Genomic DNA, 22917 nt, shown 5'->3' with positions numbered 1-22917 from the left:
CTCGACTTGCATGTGTTAAGCCTGCCGCTAGCGTTCATCCTGAGCCAGGATCAAACTCTTCATCGTATATTGTGCGAGCTCAGATAAATCTAAACTCTTTTTTATATTCGACTAAATTCTCTAGTGGTTTTTTCAAATCTATCGATTCTATTACTCTTATTCTTTTGTCTTAAGATCTCTCTTAAAACGGCTGTCAATTCAATATGTCTAGGAACATGTTCTGCTTTGTTTAAACTGAATTTATTTCAGTTTCTTTTACTTCTCATAACACTTGTTAAAGTGTTTCTCAAAGCGGGTGCAAAAGTGCAACTTCTTTTCTTAACTGACAAGAAAATTTTAAAGTTTTTTTGGAAATTTTTATCTCCATTTACTTCTCTATTTCTTATCAATTTATCAAGGAACTTTACTTGTTTTGCGGGGTGCAAATGTAACAAGCGTTTTCTAATCTCACAAGCTTTTCTGAATCTTTTTTAGAAAATAAATTTTCTGCCTTAATTCGTATTACTTGCCAGTTTGTTAAAGAACGTCTGCGTTGTTGCGGGTGCAAAAGTAGTCTCTTTATTCGCTTTAACAAGCTTTTTTAAACCTTTTTTTTGATGTTTCCTTAACTTAAACTTTAACTCGCTGGAAACATGTTTTTTACAAACGAAACTATTTTCCGCTTCCTGTACTATTCTTTAGAGAAACTACAGAAATCAATAAGATCAGCTCCAGCCATTATATATAAACAACCTTATCACTACCATCAATTGGACACTTTCTAAACAACTAGATTTATTGTCGTTTAAACGGATTACACATTACAAAACTACTTCCCTAGCCCCGATAGCAGTGAAAATCCTTTCTAGTCCTGAACTTGTTTCAGGATCCTGAAACAAGTTCAGGACTAGAAAGATTGAAACGAATAGCGGGAAATAGCTCCTAAATAGAAACATTCGCTCTTTACCTATATATAATGAGTACCGATTTTGTTTTACACCTATTATAGCAACAAACCTTACATATATATTGTATGTATTTTTGTAATGGCCTATATTTGCATTCTTAAAATAATAAACAATGATTAAGATTACTTTGCCCGACGGGTCAGTTAAAGAGTTTGCTCCAGGGGTAACTCCTATGGATGTTGCTAAAAGCATTAGTGAAGGATTTGCCAGAAATGTAATTTCGGCTTCCTTTGATGGTACAACTGTGGAAACCACAACTCCTTTGACAACGGACGGCAGTCTTATATTATATTCGTGGAATGATGCCGATGGAAAGAAAGCTTTTTGGCATTCGACTTCTCACGTTATGGCACAGGTTCTTGAGGAATTGTACCCAGGTATAAAATTAACTCTTGGGCCAGCAATATCTAATGGGTTTTATTATGATGTAGATTTTGAGGACCAGAAAATCACCGATGCTGACTTCAAAAAAATTGAGGATCGTGTTCTTGAAATATCAAGAGGAAAGCATGAGTTCAAACTACGTCCTGTTTCTAAAGCAGAAGCTTTGGAATTATACAAAGACAATGTTTACAAAACTGAATTGATTACCAATCTTGAGGACGGAACGATTACGTTTTGCGATCACGATACGTTTACCGATTTATGTCGTGGTGGTCATATTCCAAACACCGGAATCATCAAAGCGATGAAAATCATGAGCGTTGCTGGTGCCTACTGGCGTGGTGATGAAAAAAACAAACAGTTGACCCGTGTTTATGGAACTTCATTTCCGAAACAAAAAGACTTAACAGAATACCTAGAATTACTAGAAGAAGCAAAACGCCGTGACCACAGAAAACTAGGTAAAGAACTTGAGTTATTTGCTTTTTCACAAAAAGTAGGCGCAGGTTTGCCATTGTGGTTACCGAAAGGTGCTGCTTTAAGAGATCGACTAGAACAGTTTTTGAAAAAAGCCCAAAAAAAAGGTGGCTACGAGCAAGTGGTTACGCCGCATATTGGTCAGAAAGAATTGTATGTAACTTCAGGACATTATGCAAAATATGGTGCTGATAGCTTCCAACCTATAAGCACTCCGGCCGAAGGAGAAGAGTTTTTATTGAAACCAATGAACTGTCCTCATCACTGTGAAATTTATAATGTACGCCCTTGGTCATACAAAGATTTACCTAAGCGCTATGCTGAATTTGGTACAGTTTACAGATACGAACAAAGTGGTGAATTACACGGTTTGACTCGTGTAAGAGGGTTTACTCAGGATGATGCCCATATTTTTTGTACTCCGGAACAACTAGACGAGGAGTTTAAGAAAGTAATTGACTTGGTGCTATATGTATTTGGTTCATTAGGATTTGAAAACTTCACTGCTCAAATTTCTTTGAGAGACAAAGAGAATAGAGATAAGTACATAGGTACCGACGAAAACTGGGAAAAAGCGGAAAATGCAATTATCAATGCCGCAAAAGATAAAAACTTAGACACAGTAATAGAATATGGCGAAGCTGCTTTTTATGGCCCGAAATTAGATTTCATGGTAAAAGACGCCTTGGGAAGGCAATGGCAATTAGGAACGATTCAGGTGGATTATAACCTGCCTGAACGTTTTGATTTGACGTATAAAGGATCTGATAACGAACTACATAGACCTGTGATGATTCATAGAGCTCCTTTTGGTTCAATGGAACGATTTATAGCAATTTTATTAGAGCATACAGCAGGAAATTTCCCGCTTTGGTTGATGCCGGAACAAGCTATAATATTGTCTTTGAGTGAGAAATATGAAATATATGCGAAAAAAGTTTTAGATTTGCTAGAAAATCACGAAATTCGCGCCCTCATTGATAATAGAAACGAGACAATTGGCAAGAAAATCAGGGATGCAGAAATGCAAAAAACCCCGTTTATGTTGATTGTAGGTGAGGAAGAAGAGAAAAATGGTACTATTTCAATCCGTCGTCATGGACAGGAAGGAAAAGGAAATATCAGCGTTACAATAGAAGAATTTGTTGCTATTGTAAACGAAGAGATCAATAAAACATTAAAAGTATTTACAGTTTAACTTAAATTATAAAGTCATAGCAATAAGAAGCAACAGAGGTTACCAACCTCGCGTAGAAAAAAAAGATGCACACAGAATAAACAATCTTATTCGTGGTGTACAAGAAGTAAGACTTGTAGGAGAGAACATTGAACCAGGAGTTTTTAAACTTTCGGAAGCTTTAAGATTAGCGGATCAATTTGAATTAGATTTAGTAGAGATTTCTCCTAATGCTGAACCTCCGGTTTGCAAAATCATGGATTACAAGAAATTTGTTTACGAACAAAAGAAACGTGATAAAGTCTTAAAAGCGAAATCTACACAAGTTGTTGTGAAAGAAATCCGTTTTGGTCCACAAACCGATGAGCATGATTATGAGTTTAAGAGAAAGAACGCTGAGAAATTCTTGAAAGAAGGAGCGAAATTGAAAGCTTTCGTTTTCTTTAAAGGACGTTCCATTATCTATAAAGATCAAGGTCAAATCTTATTATTGAGATTAGCTACAGATCTTGAAGAGTTTGGTAAAGTGGAAGCGATGCCAGTTCTTGAAGGAAAGAGAATGATTATGTTCATTGCTCCTAAGAAAAAGAAGTAAACAGTTGGCAGTCGCAGTTTTCAGTTTTCAGACTGTGAACTGAAAACCGAGACTGAAAACTAAAAAATAAGTAAGTAAGAATAAATTAAAACACTAGGAAAAAATGCCTAAAATGAAAACCAAATCTAGCGCCAAGAAACGTTTCAAAGTTACTGGTTCTGGAAAGATTAAAAGAAAGCATGCTTTTAAAAGTCACATCTTGACTAAAAAATCTAAAAAACGTAAATTAGCATTGACACACTCTGCGCTAGTTCACAAAACAGATATGAAAAGCATCAAACAACAATTAAGAATTATTTAATAATTCTTTAGGTTAAAACAATTTAAAAAATAACCTTGGAGTATGGCTTTTAAGTTCTCTTGATTTAATTCGGGACGCCTGCTACAAAAAAACAATAAAATTATGCCAAGATCGGTAAATTCAGTTGCTAAAAGAGCAAGAAGAAAAAAAATAATGAAGCAAGCCAAAGGTTTCTTTGGTAGACGTAAAAACGTTTGGACAGTTGCTAAGAACGCGGTAGAGAAAGCAATGTGCTACGCTTACCGTGACAGAAAAGTGAATAAAAGAAATTTCCGTGCATTATGGATTCAACGTATCAACGCTGGAGCTAGATTGGAAGGAATGTCTTATTCACAATTCATTGGTAAAGTGAAAAAGCAAAATATCGAATTGAACCGTAAAGTTCTTGCCGATTTAGCTATGAACCACCCAGAAGCTTTCAAAGCAATACTTAATAAAGTAAAATAAACGTTTTATCAACTCAATTTAGATTACTTACTTATATAGAAACCTCATTCGCCGCGGCGAATGGGGTTTTTTGTTTTCTGTAATGTTTTTTTTTAATATGAATTGCAAATTAGCAAACAACAATCTTTTGGCTAAAGCCAATCTTATTTTCAATCTACTATCCTCCAGCTAAAGCTGGAGGCAATTCAAAGGAGAGGGAGCTAAGATCGGATTAATTCCAATTTCTAAATGGCATTAATCATTTCCTTCAAATTGTACTTTTTTATAATGTACTTAGTAATGGGCTTCAAAGGTTTTCCAGTTTCTGGATGAAATCCTGGAGTATTGAAAAGCTCCACTACTCCATCGTGCTTACAATACCAAACTACTGGTTTATCATTCTTAAAGAAGTTTATCTTCCTATTTGAATCCAATTTATTTAGCTTCATAATGTTTTCATCAATGGGAATAATCAACTCTAATTGACCAATTCCTAATTTATCATTAGCACAATCTACGGCTATATAATGATTCCCCTCCCACTGCATACATTCCTTTTTTGGAAAGAAAACCCCTTTTACAGTATATCCCATAAAAAACAAGGATAATAATACTGCTAAAAATATTGCTGTCTTCTTTTCAATCTTATCATCTTTTCCTTTTAAAGCAACTTTTTCGATGAATCCAAAAGGAATATTATCTATAACCGATTCCTTTTCTTCAACAAATAAAGAATCTTCTGGATTTTCTCTTCCACTAATTTTATCGTTAAGCAAATACTTATTGTAAGGTCTTGGATTAAAATTAACCAGAATGGCTGCCAATTCAATCCTTGCCATATTCTCAGAATCTTTCTCTCCTTTTAAAAATGAGATTATAGGTTTGAATTTTCCAATATCAAAATTCTCAATTTCCTTTCTCAGATGTTCTTCTTCCTTTACATTAAAAAACATTCTAAATACATTCGAATCAGTTTTTGTTAAGCTATTATCAAGTTTCATCAAACACAGATTTCGCAATTGAGCAGGTGTAGGATTTAATAAAATACCAGTGACATCATCAATTCTCGACACCTCATATTTAACTCTAATACCACTCTTATATTCTTCAAAAGTAATTTTGTTCATACGCATTTATTGGAATTATTCGGAATCCTATGGAAACCTTCTGAATTAGCGGAATCATCGGAATTCTATTAAAATTATTCAACAAAGACAGCATTCCTTTGCTACAGAATCAGTTCCTGTTTTGAATTGCAATCAAGACAAATGTACAAAACTAGTTCTAAAAAAAGTGTCGCTAAACAGCATGGCAAGTTTATTCGGGAAGTATAAATAATACCATTTTGTTTCAGCGCACTTCACTTCCCAAAAAGCAAAAGAACAAAATGTTTTAATGGCTTGCCAATTATGGCAAAGATTCGATTTCCATATCGGACAGCCCAACCTATGTCTAATTTTTAATTCCAAAAAAATGAAAAGAATAATTCTAGTATCGTGTTATATCATTGCATGTGTTGCGATGGTTTCTTGCTCCAATGACGAAGTGGGAACAACTCCAAACAATAATAAACAACAAATATCCGCTGATGCAGATAGTGATCCAATTGATGGACAAAGTGGTCAAACTCCAATTCCTCCTCCAAAATAATAGCAATAATAATAATAATAATAATAATACAAAATCATAATTAGAACTATATTTAAATTTAATTAATTTCTGTATTTTCGGGGAATGAAACTTAAAAAGTTAAATTCCCCGTTTTTTATTTTATACTTTCTTTTGTTTATAGGACTTTTATCCTGCAAAAAAGAAACGAATATTACACCAAAACCCAAAAATGATACTGAATATAATCACTATTTTTCACTTGCTGAAAAATATTTTGAGAACCAAAAAAACGATAGTGCTTTCTATTATTATAATAAAATAAAATCTACTTCTGATGTTTCAACAGATAATGAAAAGATAATTTATTCATTACTAAAAATGGCCATCATTCAACAAAATGAAGGGGATTATTCAAGTAGTGAAACTACAGCGACTGAAGCCATATCACTATTTCAAAAAGATACAAACCCAGCTTATAAATGTGCTATTTTTAATCTATTAGGGATTAATTATGAAAACCTATATGATTATAATAATGCGATTTATTATTACAATCAAGCCTATAATCAAGCGGATAATGAATTACAGAAAGTAGTTCTTAAGAATAATATTGCAGTGGTATTTATGGATAAAGAAGATTATCTACATGCCATACAAATTCTTTTGCCTTTGACTCTAAATAAAAAGATTCCAAACAGTGATGAGAACAAAGCAAGAGTACTAGATAATTTGGGCTATTGTTATTTTAAAATTGGTGATTCAAAAAGCCTTAATTATATGGATCAATCTTTAAAAATAAGAAAACAGATAGAAGATGACTTTGGAATAATGGCGAGTTATATTCATTTTTCTGAATTTTATAAAGATGATAATTTTGAAAAATCTAATAGCTATGCAAGAATGGCCTATCAAAAAGCCACAGAAATAAACAGTGTAAATATTCGATTGAAATCATTAGCACTATTGATAGAAAATAGCATTGGGAATGAATCCAAAAAATTCTCCATGTTACACCTGCTTATTAATGATAGCATTAATAAAGTGAGACAAAAGGCAAAAAATCAATTTGCTAAAATGAAATATGATTCCAAAAAAGAAAAAGAAGAAAATTTAAAACTCAAAGCCCAAAAAGCAGAAAATGCACTTCAATTAGAACAACAAAAAAATAGAAATCAACTTTTATATTTTGCAGTTGGAATTATTATTTTGATTAGTATTTTCATATCCCATTTTCTTATAACCAAAAGTAAAAGAGAAAAAATAAAAATTTCGTACGACACCGAGATTCGAATTGCAAAAAAACTACATGATGAGTTGGCTAACGATGTGTATCATACCATGGCTTTTGCCGAAACACAAGATTTATCCAACAGCCAAAATAAAGAAAAATTGCTTACCAATTTGGACACTATTTATTCCAGAACACGAAACATTTCTAAAGAAAACAGTACTATCGAGACAGGCTCTCTTTTTATATCTAACTTGAAAGACATGATGTCCGGATTCAATACTAATGAAGTTAATATATTGACCAATGGAATTGATACTATCAATTGGGCAACTTTAGAAAGCAATAAAAAAACAACTGTTTACCGTGTGCTGCAAGAATTACTTGTCAACATGAAAAAGCACAGCCAATGCAGCATAGTCATACTAACTTTCAAAAAAAATGAAAATAAATTACAAATAGATTACACTGATAACGGCGTTGGAGCAGCATTTGACGAAAAAAAATCAAAAAATGGACTGCAGAATGTGGAAAACCGTATTCAGGCTATAAAAGGAACAACTACTTTTGATACTAAATCCAACAAAGGATTCAAAGTAAAGATTATTTTTCCAATATAATAATAGCCTTATGTTCCATAAAATTTTAGTTGCCGAAGATTTAGACAGTATTAGTATGACAGTTGTTCAAGCACTCGAGGAACTTTCTGTTGTAGAAATTCACCATGCAAAATACTGTGATGATGCTTTTTTGAAAATAAAAAAAGCACTTCATGATGAGGAACCTTTTGATTTACTGATCAGTGATTTATCATTTAAACCCGATCATCGAGAAAATAGACTCTCTACAGGTGAGGAGTTAATTGACGCTGTGAAAAAACTACAGCCAAACATCAAAATGATAATATTTTCTATTGAAGATAAATCTTTTAGAATAAAATCTCTTTTTAATAATTCCGGAATCAATGCCTACGTATCTAAAGGACGCAATAGCATTCCTCAACTTAAAAATGCTATTCAAAACATATTTAACAATGATGAGAAAATCATTTCTACTGATTTGTCGCATCTATTAAGAGACAAATCAATCCTGGAAATTGAAGCCTATGACATTTCTCTTTTGAAATTTTTATCTAAAGGGTTAATTCTAGACGAAATAGCATTAGAATTTAAAAAATCCGGAATCATTCCTAATGGCAGCAGTAGCATAGAGAAGCGAATCAATAAACTTAAAATATATTTCAAGGCCAGTAACAATGTGCATCTTATTTCCATAACCAAAGATTTAGGATTGGTATAATCTTCTCCATCGTACTCTATAAAAGAAAGGAACAAAAATTCCATAGCCCACTCAACTAATAGTCACTAATTAATTTAAAAAATTAGTAATCCCGAATCGTACGAACTGAATATTTTTTTCAACTTTTTTGAAAATAATTACCCCCTTTTACGGTTTCCCGTAAAGAATTAATTTTTATTAGGATTACGTTTGGCCTGTTTAACTTTAAAATTTAAAAAATGGCCAATTTTACAACTGAAGACTTAGCATTTACAGGATATTCACAAACAGTCGATGCAACAAATAATCCCAAGTATATTGAAATTTTCAATCCCATTTATGTAGATAAAACTGAAGAATGTGAAGTAGTCCATTTTTGTAATCAGTTTTTAGAAAAATATAAAGTCCCTCAAACAAAAGCAAGTTTCCAAAAAGTAGAAAGCTTTTTACAACACTCTATTTTAGAACATCAAATTTATCGAGAAGAATTATTAGACTGGATTGCGAGCAACTGGATTAAATTATAATTTTTTACCCCAAATGAGGAAAACCATAAAGAAGTAATTTTTTTGTGACTGTAGACTTGTAAAAAGTTAACAATCTGAACAATTAGAAACGATGAATCAACATTACAGTAAATATTATCCATCTAAACATAAATAAGAATGAGAATTAAACTATTTTTAACATTTTTAAACATAAAAAGTCATTTACAAATTTAAAAAAAATACAAGCCCCCACAATGAAAATACTTTTTAAAACTATCTTAGCACTTTCAATAATTCTTTTAACAATACTAACATTACTATGACTTTAAAATTAAATTCGGTAGCATATAAGTTCTCACCAAAAGAAACAAAAAATATTGTTTTAACTCCAGGAGATTACGATTTTAGAGCATCTGCCCCAGGTGTGGTCCCAAATGTCGGAATAAAGAATTTTGAAAGTAATCGTGCTTATACTTGGCAGTTCTATCTTGTAACTCAAAGAAGATAATATGGCAAAAATTCAATATACAAGTTATATTTTTAACAAACCACCAGATTTATCTGAAAAGGAATATAAAATTATGAAAGAACTTTTTAACGATAATCCTAAATTAAATATAAATCCAGTTTCAAGTTTTAATAAAACATTTAAAGTTGAAATAATATTTCTGGGGATAGGTATTATTTGTGGTCTAATAGCTTCTTTTGACATTGCAAACTGGTTAAACCTAGTTTTTGGAATACCATCTTTTATAATTGGAATTACCTTTGTTTTTAGTTTCATACCTTCTTTTTTTTCATACTTGGGTTTTCTATCTGACAAATCAAATTATTATTCAAATTTAAAAAAAGACATAATTAAGACAAGTACATTCACTGATTATATTAATTTAAGAGAGAAAAGACGATGGAGTCAGTTTTAAACAACCCATATAGAATAATCGGAATATTAGTTGGTACTTCAACAAAGGAAGAGCATACTAAAACTAAAAAACTCAAAATGTATATTGAGGCGGAACAGGAGGTTCCAGAAGATTTTAGCTTTCCAATTATTGGTTCTTTAAACAGAAATATTGATGCCGTTGATGATGCTATTTCAAAACTGAATTTGAATAATGATCGTGTAAATGCTTCTTTATTTTGGTTTTATAATGGTAATGCGATAACAGACGAACCTATGTTTGATGCTTTAAAATCTTCAAAAGAGGAGGCTAAAGAAGCTATTTATGTTTGGATAAAATTAGCAGCAGCGGAAGAAGTTACAAAAAGAAACGCATCGGCTTTTCAAAACCTTTCCACATTATACCTCAATAGTGCTTTCAAAAAGGCAACAATTACTAAAAAAAATCTAGAAAAGGGAATTACTCTAAAATTAAAGTTTTTAGAAAGCGATTTTATAGATGATTTTATTAAATTTTCTTCGGACGAAACTTATAAAGTATCTAAAGAAGCTTTGCAAATCCAGTTTTTAACACAAGTTTATTATGAAATTGAAAAAGTAGATAAAAACATTGTGGATTGGTATCTTGAATGCATTACAAAAATTTCATTTACTGCAAAGCAAAATTATTTAAATGATTTCGTTTCAAAACCAATTGACCATATCAAAACCAAGATTGATGAAACAAAATCGAAAAGAAAAGAAAATCCAAGTAAAGCGTATGATTTAGGGTTAAGCCTATTTGAAAATGAAAACGAAAGAATAAATACAATTCAAAATATTCTAGGCAAAAGCAATATTCAATTTACATCCATCACTGATAAACTTTCTGATGAAATATTACAATGTGGAATTGTTTATTTTAAAAAATATAGAGATACAAATACTGATTCAAGCGAAAAAGCAATGGATTTATTCAAAAAAGCAAAAAAATTGGCCGTTGGAAGCATTGCAATTCAAAGATGTCGGGAAAATACAGAACACCTCCAAGAATGGATTGATGAAAAACCAGAAAGAGAAAAACACAATAAGATAAGTGCAGATTTAACAGCTTTAATTGAAATACTCGATAAATTTGATAAAAAAGCCGAGACGATTGAAAATGCAAGAGCATTTATTAACTTGAGTAAACCACATTTAAACAACATAAAGAATACTTTAGGTGCTACTGATGAAATGTATTTAAAACTTTCAACACGTGTTGCTAGTCAGGCACAAAGTTTTATCATTGAAGAAGTAAACAATGCTCAAGATAATTTTGAATATAAAATTGCAGTAGACAGATACGGAACTTTGAATAAAATAAAGACTGCCCTAAGAATGGGTTGGGAAGTGACCAATTTGATTGGCACTTTAGATATGGAGGGTGACTATAAAACAGGACGATTTAACCAGAATAGAAATGCTTTAAAAAATCTTTGTGTACAGTTAGACGTTAGTACGCCAAGTCATGGTTCATCTTCCCCAAGCACTACTCCAAGACCGTTAACATCGCCAAGAACTAGTCCTACCTATACTCCTCCAAAATCTAATTCAGAAGATATTAATTGGGGCGGGTGGATTTTCGGAATAATTCTTTTTATAATTGTAATTAAGTCTTGTAGAGCAGCGAGCAAAAATGATGATGACAATAATTCAAACCATGAAACAGCAGTTGATTCTAATGCAATTGAGACAATTAATTCAACAGCAGCTTATCCATATGTTGATTCATCAGTAGCAGCTATAGATACAACCGCTATAGCAATGCCTGCCGAACAATATTCAAGTGAGTATATTGGTAATAAATTAGAAAATGGTGCTTCACCGCTAGATAATTGTTTTGGTTCAGGTGACTATCAAGGCAATGCTACTTTGACAATAAAAAATGGTGGTAGCTCTGATGCAATTATATGCTTGTACAGTGTATCTAAAGACAGAACTATAAGAAATGAATATGTGCAAAAAAATTCTACTTTTAAAATGTCAAGCATTGCTCAGGGCAATTATAAAATAAGAGTATTTTATGGTAATGATTGGAATCCAAATATAGAAAATAGTTGTGGTACTAAAGGAAATTTTGAATCTGATGTGAATTTTTCAGAATTTGATGGAGAGGAATATTTTGAAGATAGTTCAAGAGGATTTACAAATGCAACAGTTACTCTTTATACGGTTGCTAATGGTAATGCATCATCATCCACAATAGATCAATCCACTTTCTTTAATAAATAAATAACTGATGTATAAAATGAAAAAACAACTAATATCCGCACTTTTCCTACTCTCTTGTTTTGATGCTTTTGCACAAGTAACCAAAGAAGATATAGGCAAGGAAATTAAGCCTTTGACAGAAAAGGTAAAGTCACTTCAATCTGAAAACAATAAACTGAAAATTGAAATCAGTTCAATAAATTCTAAAATAGCCACTGTAAATCAAAAACTTGACACTCTTAATAAAAAAGTGCAATCAAATATTTCTGATATTCAAAAGACAAATTCAGAGTTAAATGGGAAAATAACAAATTCAGAAACAACAACAAATCAAAAATTCACACAGGTTGACAATTCATTAAGTAAGAATTCATTGTGGTCTATTATTGGAATATTAGGTGCTATTATAGTTTCAGGGTTAGTGTATTGGTTAGTAAGCAAACGGCAAACTACTGATAAAACAGATGTGGAAGCACAAATTAGTAAAACTAAGAAAACACTCGAAGAAGAAGGAGTGAAATTAGATACTAAATTGACGGAAGTACTAGAAACTCAACTAAAATTAGTACAAGAAGAAAGAGCTAAAATACCGGCTAATAAATCAGAAGAAATAGACCATTCACTAGCATTAAAAGTAGCTGATGAAATTGTGCGTATAAATAAAAACCTATCCAATATGGATACCAATACTAAGGGTTTGAAGCAACTATCAGCGTCAGTAAAACGTATTGAAGATAACTTTGCAGCAAATGGTTATGATATGCCAGAGATACTAAACAAACCATTCGACCCACGAATGAAAATGGTGGCGAATATGGTTGAAGATGAAAATTTAGAAAAAGGATCTGAAGTAATAACTAAAATAATCAAACCACAAGTTAACTTTAAAGGAGTGATGATTCAATCAGCGCAAGTAGAAGTTTCTGTAGGTCAATAAATAATTAAAAAATGAGAACAAAAATAGACTTTGGTATTGATTTAGGAACTACTAATTCAGCAATTGCAAGAATTGAAAATGGCAAACCAGTTATTAAAAAATCGGACACCTTAAAAGACACTATTCCTTCTTGTGTTAGTATTAATAAGAAAAAGGATATTTTAGTTGGCGACCCTGCTTTTAGTGTTTTAAAAGCTGATAAAATCAGAGCACTTAAAACTTTGAAGCAAGAAAACTCAAATGCTTACATTGAATTTAAAAGAACAATGGGTAACGATGCAAAATTCCCAAGCTCTAATATGGGCAAAGATTTTACATCGGAAGAATTATCTGCTGAAGTATTAATGAAATTAAAATCATTTATTACAGATGAGGCTGTAAAATCAATAGTAATCACAGTTCCAGCTAAATTTACAATGGTTCAAAAAGATGCTACAGTTAAAGCGGGTAAATTAGCTGGTTTTGAACATATTGAACTTTTACAAGAGCCTATCGCGGCATCTATGGCTTACGGACTTGATGCTGATAATAAAGATGGAATGTGGTTGGTTTATGATTTTGGCGGTGGTACTTTTGATGCTGCTCTAATTAAAGTCGAAGATGGGATTATGAAAGTTGTTGACACAGAAGGAGATAACTGGCTTGGTGGAAAAAATTTAGACGAAGCTATAGTTGACCATATAATTTTGCCATATATAGAAAATAATTTCTCTTTTAGTGATACTATTTCTAATACAAATCAAAAAGAAGTTCTAAGAAACTCGATTAAGGGTTTTGCAGAGGATTGTAAAATTCAAATGTCATTTAAGGACAAGCATAATATATTGACAGATTTAGGAGATTTACCTATAGAAGATGAAGATGGTGAAGAATTGACTTTAGATATTGAAGTAAATCAATCTATGATGGAAGATACTTTTGCTCCAATATTCCAAAAATCAATTGATATATGTAAAGATTTATTAAAGAGAAATAATCTTAAAGGTTCTCAATTAACAACTTTATTATTGGTTGGTGGTCCAACATATTCTCCAATTTTGAGAAAAATGTTAAAAGAGCAAATCACAGATAAAATTAATACAAGTATTGACCCAATGACATCTGTAGCAACTGGAGCTGCTTTATTTGCTTCGACTATTTCTGTTTCAGAAGAGGTGATTGAACAAAGTAGAGACACAACGAAGTTACAATTAGAGATCAAGCACGAAGCAACAACGGTTGAGACTGAGGAAATGGTAAACATCAAAATCCTTAAAGAAAAAACAGAAGGTACTATTCCAGATAAAGTTTTTGCGGATGTGGTTCGTGGCGATAAAGCTTGGTCAAGTGGAAAAAAACAAATTAGTGAAAAAGCAACTTTAGTTGATGTCCAGTTAAATATGGGTGCATCAAATACTTTTGAAGTTATACTGTATGATGAACAAGGTAACAAACTAGAATGTCAACCTAATACGTTTAACATATTACAAGGGATTAATCCGGGACAAGCTACTTTACCCTATCATATAGCAATTGAAATTACTGACCGTATTCAAGGGAAGGATTTATTAACGGCAATAAAAGGATTAGAAAAAAATCAGACTTTACCAGCGACAGGAGTTACTGAAAAATTAAAAACACAAAAAGATATTCGTCCAGGAATAACTTCAGATGAAATTATTATTCCTATTTATCAAGGAGATTATTACGCTGAAGGGACAACTGCTATTCATAGCACTCATATAAATGACATAAGAATTAACGGAGAAGATTTACCTTCATTGCTTCCTGCTGGTAGTGATGTTGAAATCACGCTAAAAGTGAATCGTTCCGAGCAAATGACTGTATCTATTTTCTTTCCTTATTTAAATCATACAGAACAACAAACTGTTGAAATAATACAAGGTAAGTCAGTTAGTAAAGAATGGTTAGAAAATGAAATCAGAAAAGCGAGAAAAACAGCTAAAAGATTACAGGAAGAAAACAATTCAAAAGAAGTTGAAAAAATTATTACCAACATTAATGGTATTACAGAGCAATTAGAGCATAAAGGCGGTGGTGACAGCGGTAAACTTGAAGTTCAGGATAACTTATTAAAAGAACTAAGAGCATTAGATAAATTGGATAGTGAAACCGAATGGCCAAAAGTGGAAAAAGAATTAAAAGAAAACTTTTATGACTTAGAAGAATTGCTAAATAGGGTAAAAAATAATGATGATGAAGGAGATTTAAAAATGGAAGCTGTCGATGCACATATGGAAGAGTTCAAAGTGAAAATTGAACAAATCATAAAGGCAAAAGATGTTATTCACGCCAAAGAACTTATCAAAGAAATAGATAGTTTAGATTGGAGTGTCAGAGATATTTTAGCGGGTCCACAAATGGATATTTCTTTAGTTAATAATATTAACTCCACCTTTTCTGAAATTAATTGGAAAGACAGTAACAAAGCCAGAACCTTATTAAACCAAGCTATTCAAGCAATTAATAATGGAAACGTATCTAATTTGAGACCTTTAGTAGTTCAGATAATTGGAGTTATGGAGTTAGAAGATGCTGAAAAATTAACTGGTAAATTAACTAGATAATTAGAAATTAACGTAAATAGATGCTTTCAAAAAACTTTTCAATAAATGATGATTATAAGGTTTTACTATTCGTAAAACAAGGTTTCTATGCAGAAACGTATAGAGTTAAAGGGAACGATGGAAAACTTTACTTCTTAAAGCTTTTTAATTATTCACAATTGCATAAATCAGCCTTTGATGAAAACAATAATATTCTTGAAATAGAATTAGTAAAATCAATTCAGCACCCAAATTTGGTCACTTACAATGACAGCGGTGAAATTGTTATTGAAAATAAGAAATATGCCTATTTGGTTCTAGATTTTATAGCAGGAGAAACACTATCGGAAAAAATTATTCGTGAAAGATATAACTCTCTTTATGACATTAAAAACCTTATTATTGGAATACTTGAAGGAGTGAAATATTTGCATCAACAAGCTAACCCTATAATTCACAACGAAATTACATTACAAAATGTAATGTTAGATTTAGCCCAAGGTAATCCAAAACCAAAAATTATTGATTTTGGTTACGCAAGAGGGTTTCATCAATCATCAAAGGTGTATAATAAAGAGGGTTTAAATCCTAATTTTCTGGCGACAGAATGTTTTCATAATATTTATTCACCTCAATCGGACCTGTTTTCAGTGGGTATCGTTTTATACCAATTAGTTTATAATTCATTACCGTGGGTTGTTGATGTCTCTAAATTTAAAGGGAAACAGTCTGAATTGGAAGCCAAAATTGTTGAGGAAAGAAAGAAAAAAATCCAATTTCCGGATGTTTCAGATAAGATTATTGATTTTGATAATGAAATAACTAATATTATTAAGAAGGCACTGCATACAGATACGGAAGTTAGATTTAGTTCTGCTGATGAATTTATAAAAGCATTAAAAGGTGAGTTAAAAGTTGATGATATTGATACAATACAAATTCAAAAATCAGATAAAGAACCTACTAAAAAGAAAGCAACATACAGTTCAGCAGCAAAAGGAAAAGGGTTTAGTGCAATTGCAGGAATGCAAGATTTAAAAAATCAGCTTCAAGTTGATGTTATTGATGCGTTACGAAATCCTGAAGAGTATGAAAAATACGGAGTAACTATTCCTAATGGGATGTTATTGTATGGTCCTCCGGGTTGTGGTAAAACATTTTTCGCAAAACATTTTGCGGAAGAAGTAGGTTTTAATTTTATGTTAATTAAACCATCATCATTAAAAAGCCGCTATGTCAATGCTACTCAAGAAAACATTGCAAAAATGTTTGAAGAGGCAGAAGAAAACGCACCTACTATTATTTTCATTGATGAAATGAATGAATTAGTTCCCAATAGAGATAGTGAAGTTCACGAAATGGCAAAAAGTGCTGTAAATGAAATGTTAGCCCAAATGGACAGAACGGGTGAAAAAGGAATATTCATTATCGGTGCTACTAATTATCCGCATATGATTGATCCTGCTATTTTAAGAGCAGGTAGATTAGATAAAAAATTCTATTTGTCCCCACCTGATTTTGAAGCAAGAAAAGCTATGTTTGAAATGTATCTAAAATCTAGACCGATTGATTTTGGAATGGATTATGAAAAGTTAACAAAACTTACAGAAAATTATGTTGCTGCTGATATTGAACTTTTAGTAAATGATGCATCTAGAAATGCATTAAAAATTAAAGGACGGATAACTATGGAAATACTTGAAAATGTGATAGAAAACACAAAACCGTCAGTTTCAATTTTGGAATTAAATAAATACGAAGAGCTTAGAAAAAAAATGGAAGGTGAAAATACTTCTATTAATAGTAAAACAAGCGAACGCCCAATAATTGGTTTTAAAAAATAGAAAGATTAACGAATTATTTTTATAAATTTTAACAATGAGTAAACTTTCGCATCGACAAGAAACTATATTATCCAATACTCGAGATATTTTTGAAAAAAAAACAAATGTTGATTTTATTCAAAAACTTTCAAATTTTTTAAATAAGGTATTTCCTAAAATTGAAAGACTATATGAAAATTATCCAAATGAATTTGAGGAAATTGAGAATAAAATACATTCCATAATATTAAAACAAGATATCATTGAGCATACACTTTATTTGAAAAATCAAGATTATCAGGGCTTAAATAAACATAGAAATGCTTTAGTAGACATTATGCGAACTAAAATTGTAATCCTTGAAAAATCAGATGATTTAAGGTTATCTAAATTTTTAAAAAAATATGGCAATCTGATTCAACATTGGTTTGATAGTGAAAATGGTAGTCGAGCTATTTTGAAAGAAGTTAATAAAGATGAAGGACATTGTTATGTAGCTACAATGGTTTATGGTGATTATAATCATCCAAATGTAATTCATTTAAGAAATTTTAGAGACAATACACTTAATAAATATAAATTAGGAAGTGTCTTTATTAAATACTATTATAAATACTCTCCCTATTGGGTAAAAAAAATGAAGAATAGTTATTTAATCAATAAGCTTTTGAAAGTTTCTATTGATTTCATTGTTTGTAAAATACAAAAATAGTTTCATTTATATTTTATTGATTATCTATCAAGTTTTAATCAATATCAAATGAGAAAGCACAGAATGTCTAATAGTTGAATTAAAAAACAGAAAATATGGAAACAATCTCATTTGACAAATTACTTTTAAAAACCGCTTTTTGTTGCATGGCTTCTGATGGAAATATTGACAAAAAAGAAGTTGAACTAATAAAAAAAATGTGTGAGCAATCACCATTATTTAAGGATTTTGATTTTAGCAAAGAAATCAATATTCTATTAGCAAAGATTAACGAACGTGGTACAGAATTTATTCAATATTATTTTGACTTACTCAATAATTCTAATTTATCAGAAAAAGAAGAACTAATCATAATTGACTTCGCTATTAATACCATAAATGCGGATGAAGTTGTTGAATATTCAGAGGTTAAGTTCTTTAAAGCAATACGAAAATGTCTAAATATAACTGACGATAGCATTTTAGATGTCTACCCCGATTTAGAAATTTATTTAGAAGAAGATATTGACACCGAAAGTAAGTTAGATAAATTAGTAAACAACTATTTAAGTTCAGTTGAATTACCACAATTTGAACAGATTAATTTAGAAAATTTAAGGGATAGTGTTGAATAATTCTATTGTTAAACTCATTTTGGCTATATTATTACTCTTATGTGTTATTAATATGCCTTATGGATATTACCAATTTGTACGTTTTGCATCCATGCTCGCATTTGCCTATTTATCCTTTTCAGCCAATGAACAACACAATAAAAATGAAGCAATCATATATATTTTATTAGCAATCTTATTCCAACCCTTTATAAAAATAGCATTAGGCAGAACGCTTTGGAACATAATAGATATCGTAGTTGGGACTGGACTTTTGGTTACCGTTTTTGGAGATAAAATGAAAAGCGATAAATAATTTAAACTATCTTTAATTAAAAAGCACAAATTTAGAAATATCCTATTTTGTAAGTTAAATGACGAAAAATAATAAAACAATAGTTGTAAAAGGTATAGTTATAGCGACACTAAAGTCAGGTTCAGAAGATTATATCTCTTTAACTGATATAGCAAGAAATAAAAATGCGGAAGAACCAAAAGATGTGGTAAAAAACTGGATGCGTTCGCGGACTACCGTTGAATTTTTAGGTATTTGGGAAGAGTTATACAATCCTGATTTTAAAGGGGTCGAATTCGACTCCTTTTTATTTGAAGCCGGTAGTAATTCTTTTACTTTGTCACCAAGCAAGTGGATTGCAGCAACTAATGCAAAAGGTATTATTTCAAAGGTTGGGAAGAATGGAGGGACATTTGCACATAAAGACATCGCTTTTGAGTTTGCTTCTTGGATAAGTTCGGGATTTAAACTCTATTTAATTAAAGAATTTCAACGACTTAAAGAGGATGAAAACAAGCGTTTGAATTTAGGATGGAACTTACAAAGAACCATTTCGAAAATAAACTACAAAATTCAAACTGATGCCATCAAAGAAAATCTCATTCCAAAAGAAGTTTCAAGATACCAGGAAAGCTTTATTTATGCTAGTGAAGCCGATTTGTTGAATGTGGCTTTATTTGGAATCACTGCTAAACAATGGAGGGAAGCAAATCCGGAAAAAGAAGGTAATTTAAGAGATGATGCTACTATAGAGCAACTAGTGGTCTTGAGTAATCTGGAAAGTATAAATGCCTTATTGATAGCACAAGAATTAAAACAAACGGAACGTCTTTTTCAACTAAATAAAGTAGCTATAGCTCAAATGAAATCTTTAGTTGAAAATAATTCCATTAAAAAATTAAAATAGCAGTAATGATTATTAAGACACAAAAACTCTATTCTCTCTTACTATTCCTTATTTCCTCCATTGCTTTCTCCCAAACCAAACTCCTTTCTTGGAATTTGGAAAACTTTGGTAAATCAAAATCTGAAGAAACAATCAACTACATTGCAAATTCGCTGAGAGATTATGATATTATTGCCATTCAGGAAGTGGTAGCGGGTTATGGCGGCGCACAGGCAGTCGCAAGATTAGCGGATGAGCTCAATCGCAAAGGAGCCAAATGGGATTATGTGATTAGCGACCCAACCAGCAGTAGTGCCTATAAAACCGAGCGATACGCTTTTATCTGGAAAACCAGCAAACTTAAAAAAATAGGCAACCCCTGGCTCGAAAAAAAATACCATTTGGAGATTGACAGAGAGCCGTATTTCTGTACGTTTCAATATGAAAACAAACAATTTACCGTGGTTAATTTTCATGCTATAACCAAAAACAGACAACCTGAAACAGAAATTAAATATTTCAAATTTTTACCTGATGAATATCCCACTTTGAATTTAATTTTTGCAGGTGATTTCAATTGTCCGCAATCACATACGGTTTTCAATCCTTTGAAAAAAATGGGGTATCAGTCTATTTTGGTTGACCAAAAAACGTCGCTGAAACAAGAATGCAAAAATGATAAATGTCTCGCATCAGAATTTGACAATATGTATTTCAAAACTTCGAAAATCACTACCCTAAATTCGGGGGTTATTCCATTTTACAAAAACTTCAACACACTAAAAGAGGCCAGAATAATATCCGATCATATTCCTATTTGGTTTGAGTTTTCTTTGAATTGATAAAATTGAATATAAATAAGAATGAATAGCACACCGATTTAACGGATTGAACAGATTTACACGAATTAAAAAAATCATATTTGTCATTTAGTAACTCAAAATAAAAACTTCAATGATTTCATTAATTATCATTAAAATCTGGGTAAAATTTATGTAATCCGTGTCTAAAACAATCCATATTTGCACAAAAAAACTTAATGGATATAATCAGCGTAAATCTGTTCAATCCGTGTTATCCGTGTACCAATAAATCATTCAAAAACTTCGAAATTATCACCATCAAAACTGGCAAAAACCATACTGGGATGCGAATCTTGATGAAACATATTCCCTTGATTATCAATAGCAATTGCGCCTGCAAAACCATCATAAGGTTTTAATTCGTTGAACGTTTTAGTAAAGGCTTCTTGCAAAGTAAATCCATCGGTAATACGAGTGACAATTTTGGCAGCTGTTGCATTACTTACAATATCTTCGCCTACACCAGTCAAACTCACACCACAAAATGCATTGGCATAATTTCCTGCTACAGTCGCAGAATCTGAAATACGTCCTGGAATTTCAAATCCTTTTCCGCCTGTAGAAGTAGCTACTGCAATTTTTCCATTTTGGTCTAAAGCCACACAACCCACTGTTCCTGTTCCCAGTGATTTCAGTTTCGCTTCATATTCAGCTCGTCGTTGTGGAATCTCGGTTGAAAAAGATTCAAAACCGTGTTGTCTCGCAAAATTAGTTGCTCCACTTCCGCCTAAAACTCTATCGTCATATTGCATCAATATTTGGGCAACCTGAACTGGATTTCGCACTTCTTCGATATTGATAACGCCACTCATTTTCTGGCTTTCACCATCCATAACCGCAGCACTCATTCTTATTTTTCCGTCACTTTGTATTTGAGAACCAATTCCTGCATTAAACAATTCATTATCTTCCAAAAGGGAAACTGCATAAACAACAGTTTCTAATGCCGAATGGTTTTTTAAAAATGCATAGGAATCTTTCACTATTCGTTCTAGTGCATTTTGCTTGGCAACTTTTGTTTCGTGATTGGTAGATGATTCAGAGAAAAAACCGCCGTGTATGATTAGTTTCATGTTATGGGTGTTGGGTGTTGGGTGTTGGACTAAAGACTAAAACCAATTACCCAAAACCTGAATTACAAGTAATGTGAAGATTGTATATGCATTAAATGCGTTTCTAGATTATAGGTGTCAAATTTGCTCATGACATGTGTTACCAAATGTGAAATTGATATCGGTTGTCCTAATTCTACTTTCGTCAAATTAGTATCTTTTATTTCACGACCATCAACCAAAATAACCAATCCGGAACCAATAGCTTCCATTTGGGTATTATTGGTAATCAACAATCCCGTATCTTCTCCAAGTCCTATTCCCAGTACTCTAGGATTACCAACAACGGCTTGAAAAAGTCTGCCAATTCTACCGCGTTGTACAAAATGAGTATCGATAATAACACCATCTATTAAACCCAATCCGCTTGAAATTTTCACTTCGCCTTTCAACAAGGCTTCAGAACTACTGCCCTGATAAATCATATTATTGGAAGCTGCCGCAGCTCCGGCAGAAGTACCGGCATAAATAAATTCTTCGTTATGGTATTTATCCAATAAAATATCGTGAAATGGTGTTCCACCAAGAATGGAAGTCAATCGCAATTGATCACCTCCGGTAAACATAACAATATCTGCTGCTTTTAATCGGGCCAAAACAGCTTCATCGGCAGCTTGCTCGCGTCTTTCGATAGTAAGTATATCAACATTTTTAGCATTCAAATACTCAAATGCTTTAACATATTCAGGTCCAATTTCTCGTGGAATGATTGAAGCCGTTGTAATGACTTCTATTCGTGAATTCTCTTTGTGTTTTGATTCGTTTAGTATCCTTTTTAAAATTCCAGTTTCAAAAAAGTTTAAATTGCTAGTTGCATTTTTATCCAAATCGGTTTCAGTAAAACTTCCTTTATCTACCGCACCTCCTATTATTATTAGTTTTCCTAGTATATTCATTTTGTAAAAATAACCAAAAAGATAAAAAAAGCCATTGAAGTAGTCTTTTTTTTTTAAATTATAACAAACTGAATAATTATTGTTTATTTTTGAGGAAATAAATTTTGATTCCTCTTTTTAAAAAACTATATTAGTTGAATTCTATACTTTTTTTTTAAAAACACCACCACCTAAAACAATCTTTTTTTTCAAAGTTAGAATATATTAGT

The 22917-nt window shown here is 31.7% G+C and carries 22 protein-coding genes and 1 rRNA gene; 19 read left to right on the top strand and 4 right to left on the bottom strand.

Annotation, left to right across the window (positions count from 1 at the left end; translation table 11 throughout):
- A 16S ribosomal RNA gene (locus FNW38_RS12425) occupies positions 1-66 on the bottom strand; the annotation flags it as partial.
- 993 nt (positions 67-1059) lie between these two features.
- Between FNW38_RS12425 and thrS the strand changes: the two genes are divergently transcribed.
- From thrS to rplT, 4 genes are all read left to right on the top strand, one after another.
- Positions 1060-3006 (top strand): threonine--tRNA ligase, encoded by a 1947-nt coding sequence (gene thrS, locus FNW38_RS12420; protein ID WP_143388765.1) that lies wholly within the window; start codon positions 1060-1062, stop codon positions 3004-3006.
- A 16-nt stretch (positions 3007-3022) separates the two neighbouring features.
- On the top strand, positions 3023-3580 hold the full coding sequence (gene infC, locus FNW38_RS12415) for a translation initiation factor IF-3 (RefSeq protein WP_369699884.1): 558 nt from the start codon (positions 3023-3025) through the stop codon (positions 3578-3580).
- Positions 3581-3683: 103 nt separating this feature from the next.
- A complete protein-coding gene (gene rpmI, locus FNW38_RS12410) occupies positions 3684-3881 on the top strand; it encodes a 50S ribosomal protein L35 (protein WP_022827375.1) in 198 nt (65 codons plus the stop codon).
- A gap of 102 nt (positions 3882-3983) precedes the next feature.
- On the top strand, positions 3984-4328 hold the full coding sequence (gene rplT, locus FNW38_RS12405; protein ID WP_143388766.1) for a 50S ribosomal protein L20: 345 nt from the start codon (positions 3984-3986) through the stop codon (positions 4326-4328).
- Between the two features lie 224 nt (positions 4329-4552).
- Here the strand turns inward: rplT and FNW38_RS12400 are convergent, their stop codons facing one another.
- Positions 4553-5434 (bottom strand): hypothetical protein, encoded by an 882-nt coding sequence (locus FNW38_RS12400; protein ID WP_143388767.1) that lies wholly within the window; start codon positions 5432-5434, stop codon positions 4553-4555.
- Positions 5435-5780: 346 nt separating this feature from the next.
- Here FNW38_RS12400 and FNW38_RS17520 point away from each other — a divergent pair, with 346 nt between their 5' ends.
- The 15 genes from FNW38_RS17520 to FNW38_RS12335 all read left to right on the top strand — a co-directional run bounded on the left by FNW38_RS17520 (position 5781) and on the right by FNW38_RS12335 (position 20679).
- Positions 5781-5957, top strand: a complete 177-nt coding sequence (locus tag FNW38_RS17520; RefSeq protein ID WP_185963140.1) for a hypothetical protein — start codon at positions 5781-5783, stop codon at positions 5955-5957.
- An 84-nt stretch (positions 5958-6041) separates the two neighbouring features.
- Positions 6042-7766, top strand: a complete 1725-nt coding sequence (locus FNW38_RS12395; protein ID WP_143388768.1) for a tetratricopeptide repeat-containing sensor histidine kinase — start codon at positions 6042-6044, stop codon at positions 7764-7766.
- Positions 7767-7776: 10 nt separating this feature from the next.
- Positions 7777-8445 carry a DNA-binding transcriptional response regulator gene (locus FNW38_RS12390; RefSeq protein WP_143388769.1) on the top strand — a complete coding sequence of 223 codons (669 nt, stop codon included), beginning with the start codon at positions 7777-7779 and terminating at the stop codon, positions 8443-8445.
- A 218-nt stretch (positions 8446-8663) separates the two neighbouring features.
- Positions 8664-8951: a hypothetical protein gene (locus FNW38_RS12385; RefSeq protein ID WP_143388770.1), complete on the top strand. Its 288-nt coding sequence runs from the start codon at positions 8664-8666 to the stop codon at positions 8949-8951.
- A 280-nt stretch (positions 8952-9231) separates the two neighbouring features.
- Entirely contained in the window at positions 9232-9420 is a 189-nt protein-coding gene (locus tag FNW38_RS17515; RefSeq protein ID WP_185963139.1) for a hypothetical protein, read from the top strand.
- Between the two features lies 1 nt (position 9421).
- Positions 9422-9835, top strand: a complete 414-nt coding sequence (locus FNW38_RS12380; protein ID WP_143388771.1) for a hypothetical protein — start codon at positions 9422-9424, stop codon at positions 9833-9835.
- Positions 9820-12066 carry a hypothetical protein gene (locus FNW38_RS12375; RefSeq protein ID WP_143388772.1) on the top strand — a complete coding sequence of 749 codons (2247 nt, stop codon included), beginning with the start codon at positions 9820-9822 and terminating at the stop codon, positions 12064-12066. Before FNW38_RS12380 ends, FNW38_RS12375 begins: the two co-directional genes overlap by 16 nt.
- A 16-nt stretch (positions 12067-12082) precedes the next feature.
- Positions 12083-12982, top strand: coding sequence for a septum formation initiator (locus tag FNW38_RS12370; RefSeq protein WP_143388773.1), 900 nt, complete (start codon positions 12083-12085; stop codon positions 12980-12982).
- Positions 12983-12993: 11 nt separating this feature from the next.
- A complete protein-coding gene (locus FNW38_RS12365; protein WP_143388774.1) occupies positions 12994-15549 on the top strand; it encodes an Hsp70 family protein in 2556 nt (851 codons plus the stop codon).
- A gap of 20 nt (positions 15550-15569) precedes the next feature.
- Positions 15570-17372, top strand: coding sequence for an AAA family ATPase (locus FNW38_RS12360; protein WP_143388775.1), 1803 nt, complete (start codon positions 15570-15572; stop codon positions 17370-17372).
- Between the two features lie 34 nt (positions 17373-17406).
- Entirely contained in the window at positions 17407-18063 is a 657-nt protein-coding gene (locus FNW38_RS12355) for a CFI-box-CTERM domain-containing protein (protein WP_143388776.1), read from the top strand.
- Positions 18064-18158: 95 nt separating this feature from the next.
- Positions 18159-18677: a tellurite resistance TerB family protein gene (locus tag FNW38_RS12350; protein ID WP_143388777.1), complete on the top strand. Its 519-nt coding sequence runs from the start codon at positions 18159-18161 to the stop codon at positions 18675-18677.
- Positions 18667-18972, top strand: a complete 306-nt coding sequence (locus FNW38_RS12345; RefSeq protein WP_317129751.1) for a DUF6804 family protein — start codon at positions 18667-18669, stop codon at positions 18970-18972. Before FNW38_RS12350 ends, FNW38_RS12345 begins: the two co-directional genes overlap by 11 nt.
- A gap of 58 nt (positions 18973-19030) precedes the next feature.
- Positions 19031-19858: a KilA-N domain-containing protein gene (locus FNW38_RS12340; protein ID WP_143388778.1), complete on the top strand. Its 828-nt coding sequence runs from the start codon at positions 19031-19033 to the stop codon at positions 19856-19858.
- A gap of 5 nt (positions 19859-19863) precedes the next feature.
- Entirely contained in the window at positions 19864-20679 is an 816-nt protein-coding gene (locus FNW38_RS12335) for an endonuclease/exonuclease/phosphatase family protein (protein ID WP_143388779.1), read from the top strand.
- Between the two features lie 251 nt (positions 20680-20930).
- Here FNW38_RS12335 and FNW38_RS12330 read toward each other — a convergent pair whose 3' ends face one another.
- Both FNW38_RS12330 and FNW38_RS12325 read right to left on the bottom strand, forming a co-directional pair.
- Entirely contained in the window at positions 20931-21773 is an 843-nt protein-coding gene (locus FNW38_RS12330; protein ID WP_143388780.1) for an isoaspartyl peptidase/L-asparaginase, read from the bottom strand.
- Between the two features lie 62 nt (positions 21774-21835).
- Positions 21836-22708, bottom strand: coding sequence for a cyanophycinase (locus FNW38_RS12325; RefSeq protein WP_143388781.1), 873 nt, complete (start codon positions 22706-22708; stop codon positions 21836-21838).
- Positions 22709-22917: the final 209 nt, after the last annotated feature.

The sequence above is a fragment of the Flavobacterium gawalongense genome, assembly GCF_007097265.1.
GTDB lineage: Bacteria > Bacteroidota > Bacteroidia > Flavobacteriales > Flavobacteriaceae > Flavobacterium > Flavobacterium gawalongense.
This window is presented reverse-complemented; position numbering and strand designations above follow the sequence as displayed.